The following is a 6,655-nucleotide window of genomic DNA, read 5'->3' on the forward strand; positions in this document are numbered from 1 at the left end:
TGGCGATCTCACCTTTCACGGCGATGCAATCAACGGGCCCGTGACCGTCGCTGGAGATGTCTATACCAAGGGAGGCGTCGATATTTACGGTGATATCATCGCTGGTGGAGGTTTGGACTGGCAGGGCAACACCTTGGATGGCGAAGTCTACCTCGGCGACGGGTTCAGCGCCAAGAAATCTAACACACCGCCCTCTAACGTCCATCCGCATTACTCGTCACTAGACCTCAGCGCAGTAAGCGAGGCAGCAGACCTCGTGCCACCTGAGTTGACACCCATCGACCCGACCATCACCGCCCGAATCGATGCATACAGTGACTCGAACGACAATGCTGGAACGGATGCAGTGGATCTGGCCAACGGCCAGTGCACCACCGCAAACCCTTGTACAATCACGGCTGGAACATACTACTTCGATAAACTCGACCTTCACAACACGCCAGTCACGTTCGACACTCGTGATGGACCGATTCGAATCGCGACTGCAGGAGATGTTACGTCCAACGGCGGCAATACTGATATCGACGTCATCGGCTCGAACCGTGTCCACATCTACACCGGCGGCGATGTTACAATCAAGACCACCTGGGACAGTGAAGGCTCACGCGGTGACCAAATCTGGATTTACGGCTCCAGTTCATCCACAGTCGACATCAAAGGGACCGCCGAGTTCTACGGTGTTATCTATGCACCGGGCAATCAGGACATTCAGGTTGCAGGTAGCTCCAACGTCTACGGCGCACTCGTTGGAAGCGTGAGTAAAGTCGCAGGGAATTCAGCAGTCCACTACGATTTCGTTCTCAAAAATCAGGACCCTGACCTCGTCGGTGGGGGCGGCGTTCCGCTTACGTATCTCCACATCAGTCACAACGAGATTACTGTCGAAAACGCAGATTGAACGCTCCACGTTGAGTATCTACCACCGGATTAGCCTGGTCGGCGGTCTTGGCAGCACTTTCCGTCCACCCGGTACGGCCCATCAGCGAACACTCACAATCTCCTTTTGCGTTTGGAGCTCCGACACCCAACAAGACTGTTGACGCACGTGCCACGATTCGGCGATGGTCTTTGACTGAATAACGCGTCTGCGGGTTTGTGAACTGCTGCTCGCCTCCCACACGCTCAAGGGTGAGTACTCCCAGAGCAAGACGATGGGTCCCGGATTCTTCGAACTTGGTATGGTGATTGTGGTAGTCCAAATCCTGTTCATCGCCGGCGCGTATGGCTACCTCCATTATCGATACCCGCTCGGGAACCCAGCCACGCGCCAGCGTGTGAACAAGACGTTGGTTAGCGGCGTGGGTCTCACCACCATTGGTCAACTGACAGCCCTAGGGGCCCCTGCATTGCTGTGGATCACCAATCTCTCGTTCAGCAACGCCACGATGCTCTCCGAAGCCGGTGTTGCCCTCGCCCTCGTTGGCTATGTCGCCGTCCTCGCTGGCTTCACACTCCACAGCCGAGCAGCCCGATGAATCTCTGCTTAGTATTTTCGCGTATTCTTGCTGATTGGTGACGTCCTCCCCGCCGTCAACGGCGGGATTCCAGCCTTGTTCGCAGATGGCCCAGCGATTGTTCATAAGCTCTCTTTTTGCTCTACCCAGAACGCTGACCCGTGACGGTTATCTGTGTAGTATTGTCATCAATGATGATGGCGCCCTCCCGCCGTGTGTTCCTCACTGGAGCGCTCACTTCCCTCACCGGCTGCAGCACGTTCGGCCAACAGTCTCCCACGACGTCAACGCCACACCCAGACTCGGACGGTGATGGCGTCCCCGACGCTGGCGATCAGTTCCCGAATAACCCCGAGTACTACACCGTGAGTTCGAGTTGGCAAACGACATCCGAGGACCTCGCGACGCTCGCCCCCGGCGAGTACAGCGCACATTACCTCCACGGAAATACGGGCGACGACAACCGTCACCTCCACTACGAACTTACAGTCCACGGTGCTCACCCTGTCGACTGTCTGTTCATCGATCGCGATGAGTGGGACCCCTTTGTCGATGGCAACCGCGACGTCCCCATCCGCGATGACCTCAGCGTCCTCGATACCACACAGACGTCGTTTACCGTCCCAATTCCACCAGAGCCGTGTCTATTCGTTCTCGATTACACCAAGCAGGGAACGCCCCCCGGTGAGGTGCCTATCGACATCGAGCAACTCGGTCAAGTCCTCCTCAAATCCACTACATAGGGTTTCTCTTCGAGACCGCCGTTCCCCGCGATGCGCACACGCGCTGGAGAGACGCGCCTCGTGACCCACAACATGTCGCTCAGCGTCGAGTTCATCTCCTCAAGTGACGTATTGGTGGCGATATGCCGACGGTTCTGACGAACGGTGTCGAGACGTACTACGAACTCCGAGGGGATGGCCCAGCCATCGTCTTCGTCCATGGTTCACTCTCCGACCATACGGCTGCAGCGAAGCAAATCGAGGCGTTCGCCGATGAATACACCGCTATCGCGTACGACGTCCGAGGCCACGGCAAGACAGCGAACCCAGACGACACGCCGTACTCGGTCGACCAGTTGGCTGACGACCTCCACGAGTTCATCACCGTGCTGGGCCTCGACCGCCCCGTCATCTGTGGTGTCTCGATGGGTGGGATGATCGCTCAGGTGTACGCGAGTCGCTATCCCGACCACCTCGGTGCGCTCGTACTCGCCGATGCGTTCACGCCAGCGTTCGTCAGTCGCCGTGACCGCATCGAACGAACCACGCTGATGAACACGATTATCGGCCTGCTGCGTCTCGTCGGCTACAATCGAGCCAAGGGACTCATGATGTGGTTCGGACGGAAACTCGAAGGTGACGAGACCGAGAGTCTGCGTGTCGAGGCGTTCCCGGAGATGGAGACCCACGCCGCCGTCAACTCACTTCGAGCGGTCGCGACCTTCCACGAGGTCGACGTCGACTTCGACTCGATTACCGTCCCGACGCTCGTCCTCTACGGTGAGCACGAAACGTCGATCATCAGCCGACACGCGCCGCTATTGGAGTCGAAGATTCCGGATGCGACGGTGCAGGTCGTCCCTGATGCCGGCCACGCCTCGCCCTGGGACAACCCCACGTTCTTCAACGACGCAATCCGGGCGTTCCTCGAGGAGAGCGACGCGTCGACGAGAGGTGCCGACGAGTCATCGGTCTCTCCTGCAGAGCGATGAGGACACGACGTCGCCCGTCTTCTAGCCAGTAGTCTCTGCTCGCGTGCCCGTGTGACGAACTCCACTGTATCCCGTCACTGTGACGCATCCGGTCGCTGTGACCTCCATCGAGCGCGACCGAGCAATCGCGCTCTCGACCGTAGAAATGTTGATGGTGGCACACTTCTGACTGGCGAGCATGAGCGTATCCACTCCCCTCACTGCTCAGCGCGTCTCCGACCTCGTGTTGGAGAACCGGGTTATCAGAGCGCCCTACTACCACAAAGAACACGACGAGGAACTCCAGTTCACGGACCCGGACCGAGGGCTCCAGTGGGGTGCCGACGTCGTTCCGGCTATGCTGGGGCTGTTCCGAGTCGAGCACGCCACCCGGGAGGACCACCCCGAAGGTTGGGTGGGGTTCGCTCGCCACTGGCGAGGCGCGACGCTGCGTATCGACTTCGACCTCCTGACAGACGTCGACGAGTCGGACCCGATTATCGTCGTGACCGCAATCGCAGGCCGAGCGGGAGACGCCTCCATCGACGACGACGAGTTCGGAGCCATCGAGGTGCTAGCGAAGGTTCCAGGTGAGGACGACTGGGCCGAACGGGAGAAACAGTACCAGGCGGTGCGACGGACGGACGACACCGACGGCTCGCCAGCGGTGAGCGCGTACATCGCCGCACTGCCGGGCTGGAAGCGTGCGGTCGCGACGCAGTTCGACGACCTCGTCCGAGAGGAACTACCCGAGGTGCGCAGCGCCGTGAAGTACCACCAGCCGTTCTACGGCATCGAGGGTCAGGGATGGTTCGCGTCGTTCAGCGCGTTCTCGAAGCACGTGAAACTCTCCTTTATCTCCGAATCGTATCTCGACCCGGAGCCACCCAGTGGGACCGGTCCGCAACGACAGGCCCTCGACCTGCAGGAATCAGACACACTGGACGAGAACCAGGTCGCCGCCTGGATCCGGCAAGCCGCCGAGAATCCAGGGATGGGCTGGTGAGAGCGCCTACGTTCGGAAGGTGACTTTCTGCAGTCACAATCGGTACTCGTGGTCCGGCCCGTGCCACAGAGCACTGACAGGCGACATAAGCTGAATGCCTCGAAGCCACCCCTGAGCAATTCACAGGAGTTGATAGCACAAAGGGGCTACTTCCACTGGTATTCTGACTGAGAGACAGGATTATCTCCTGAGCCGTCGTACAACTGGTGATTCTGTACAACAGATTCGTGACGTCAATGAGAACTATCGGCTCAACCAATTCGCCTGCCAGATTCTGGACGCCTAGCCGGGTCCGAATAGCGGGTGTCGCTGGCATCGCTGGCGGCGTACTGTACGCGCTCAGCTATCTCGAGAACACCCTCTCCCTGTTCACCAGGGAGGAGAACGCACTTGGCTTCGCGTTTATCGTCGCCGTCGCACTGACCAGCTACGCGCTCCTCGGAGTCGCACTGAACGGCTTTCACTCCACTCACCGTGAAGAGTACGGTCGTCTCGGAGGCGCGCTCGTCGCACTCATTACACTCTCACTCGCCATGATGGTGCTGGGAAACGCCACGAACGCGCTGTTCCCGCGCCTCGCTGACCCCAACCAGGCTGGCGCAACGCTCGGTGGCACCATCTGGGGGCTGGCGATGTTCGCCACCCTCATCCTGATGACCGGCTACGGCGTCGTGTTGTGGCGAGCCAACGTGGTCCGCCTTGGCGCTGGCCTGTTGATGATCAATCTCGTGTTGTTCATCGCTGGTCTGGTCGTCTTCGATGCTCTCGGTGGAAGCGTGGCAACGAGCATCGGCTGGCTCTCCTTCGGCGGTCCGCTCGGCCTCGCCTGGATCGTCCTGGGTCGGTCGCTGCTGGAGATACACGCGGACGTGCCGACGACGACGACCCCTGCGTGAGGTATCGTCGGATCCATCCCCGACCTTCATCGCGGGGCTTCATATTCGTATTTCGATGAGCGGTGTCGTCCAACGGGTCGCCGCTTGCAGACCGCCGCTCGCCGACAGGTACTGGCGAGCCTGCGATGACGTCCACGCTACCAGCAACTCGCGAGCCACTGGTCGAGATGGCCTTCACCGACGTTCCATCCTCGAATCCATGCTAGCTTTTGTCACACCCGCTATCACTGCCCGTATTATTATCTAATATACGACAAGTTGATGCTCGTCAGCTGCCAAGTGATAATTGGCAATCGAGGAGTGCAGTCTCCCCCGTCATTCGGGGACGATTGATTCCGTCCGCCTTGGGGAAGGGGACGTTCATCGGATGATGTCCTACGGGGTGCCATCGTGATATGGTCGGTCACGGGGGCAAACACCCTACGAAGGAAACCTCGCCGTCAAGGACTAATCGCCCGTAGGGTCTCCGTAGGCGGAGATTGCCACCTTTACCATACTTCCTCTGAACAGCGTTGAGCACGTCTCCGAACGGACTTGGTCGCCTCGTTCCCCAAATCCACAATGAAGCCGGACGAATAGCGCGGAGAACCTGCCGCCAGATGATAGCAAGACGCCACATACTGTCTTATGACAACCGCTTTGAGGGCGATTCATGATGCGCCAGATGGGGTTGGCTGGATGAACGCGGTCTGTCCTGGCCCAAGGAGAATCACCATATCCCTGACGAACTGAAAGGGTCGAGAGTGGAGTCGCGATCGCGTTAACTACGCGTCGAGGGGGCAGTCTTCTCTTGCTCGTCTCCCGTACGCTCAAGTGTGATTACTCACAGAGCAAGACGATGGGTCCCGGATTCTTCCAGCTCGGTGTCGTGGTTGTGGTGGTCCAACTCCTGTTCATCGCCGCGGTCTATGCGTATCTCCGCTATCGATACCCGCTCAGCAACCCAGCCACGCGCCGACGAGTCACCAAGACGCTGGCTGGCGGTGTTGGTCTCGCCACGATCGGCCAACTGACCGCACTTGGGGCACCCACATCGGTGTGGGTCACCAATCTCTCGTTCAGCAATGCCACGGTGCTCTCCGAAGCGGGTGTCGCTACCGCACTCATCGGCTATGGTGCCGTTCTCGCCAGCTTCGCATTCCATAGCCGAGCAGCCCGATGATTCAACTCCTGTAGCCCTCTGTACGAACCGACACGTTCCTCGCCTCCACTGGCCGCCACATCATTTTCAAGCGAGTGCCCGACTGCCCGATTCACGGCTGTAAGCACATTGGAACTCGCCGACCACATGAGATGCTGTGCAGAACTGGGGGCGTCTCGCTTACTCTGGAATCTCACACGCGCAAGCAGTCTCTATCCATACCGGTTCGTCTACTCAGCAAATTGTTCTAGAATCATCGTCGTGGCGACAGTCGGTTATCGAGTCTGGAGTCGTTCAGATCCTGCCTCCTGACTCGTATCATCACGCCATTCATAGCCGTGACAGAAGTCCATCGTCACGTACGCCCTGAACGTCTCCGGGGCGTCTGTAGTCGGCTCGACAACGTACACTCCCAGTCCGATACCCGTGTCAGTCGAGTTCATCAACAGCGGGCGAATCTCCGGG

8 protein-coding genes are annotated in these 6,655 nt (G+C 59.1%); 7 read left to right on the forward strand and 1 reads right to left on the reverse strand.

Annotation, left to right across the window (positions count from 1 at the left end):
- From M1L36_RS04370 to M1L36_RS04400, 7 genes are all read left to right on the forward strand, one after another.
- Positions 1-898 (forward strand): DUF7305 domain-containing protein (locus tag M1L36_RS04370; RefSeq protein WP_379819574.1); only part of this gene is annotated, 898 nt, incomplete at its 5' end.
- Between the two features lie 253 nt (positions 899-1,151).
- Positions 1,152-1,475, forward strand: a complete 324-nt coding sequence (locus tag M1L36_RS04375; protein ID WP_250872490.1) for a hypothetical protein — start codon at positions 1,152-1,154, stop codon at positions 1,473-1,475.
- 176 nt (positions 1,476-1,651) lie between these two features.
- The gene (locus M1L36_RS04380; RefSeq protein ID WP_250872491.1) at positions 1,652-2,197 is read left to right on the forward strand and encodes a hypothetical protein; all 546 of its coding nucleotides are present in this window, start codon (positions 1,652-1,654) and stop codon (positions 2,195-2,197) included.
- Between the two features lie 122 nt (positions 2,198-2,319).
- Positions 2,320-3,168, forward strand: coding sequence for an alpha/beta fold hydrolase (locus M1L36_RS04385; protein ID WP_250872492.1), 849 nt, complete (start codon positions 2,320-2,322; stop codon positions 3,166-3,168).
- Positions 3,169-3,346: 178 nt separating this feature from the next.
- Positions 3,347-4,153 (forward strand): DUF1801 domain-containing protein, encoded by an 807-nt coding sequence (locus M1L36_RS04390; protein WP_250872493.1) that lies wholly within the window; start codon positions 3,347-3,349, stop codon positions 4,151-4,153.
- Between the two features lie 236 nt (positions 4,154-4,389).
- Positions 4,390-5,049 carry a hypothetical protein gene (locus tag M1L36_RS04395; protein ID WP_250872494.1) on the forward strand — a complete coding sequence of 220 codons (660 nt, stop codon included), beginning with the start codon at positions 4,390-4,392 and terminating at the stop codon, positions 5,047-5,049.
- 838 nt (positions 5,050-5,887) lie between these two features.
- The gene (locus M1L36_RS04400) at positions 5,888-6,211 is read left to right on the forward strand and encodes a hypothetical protein (protein ID WP_250872495.1); all 324 of its coding nucleotides are present in this window, start codon (positions 5,888-5,890) and stop codon (positions 6,209-6,211) included.
- 254 nt (positions 6,212-6,465) lie between these two features.
- Here M1L36_RS04400 and M1L36_RS04405 read toward each other — a convergent pair.
- Positions 6,466-6,655 (reverse strand): hypothetical protein (locus tag M1L36_RS04405; RefSeq protein WP_250872496.1); only part of this gene is annotated, 190 nt, incomplete at its 5' end.

This window comes from Halomarina rubra, from assembly GCF_023699475.1.
GTDB classification, from domain to species: domain Archaea; phylum Halobacteriota; class Halobacteria; order Halobacteriales; family Haloarculaceae; genus Halomarina; species Halomarina rubra.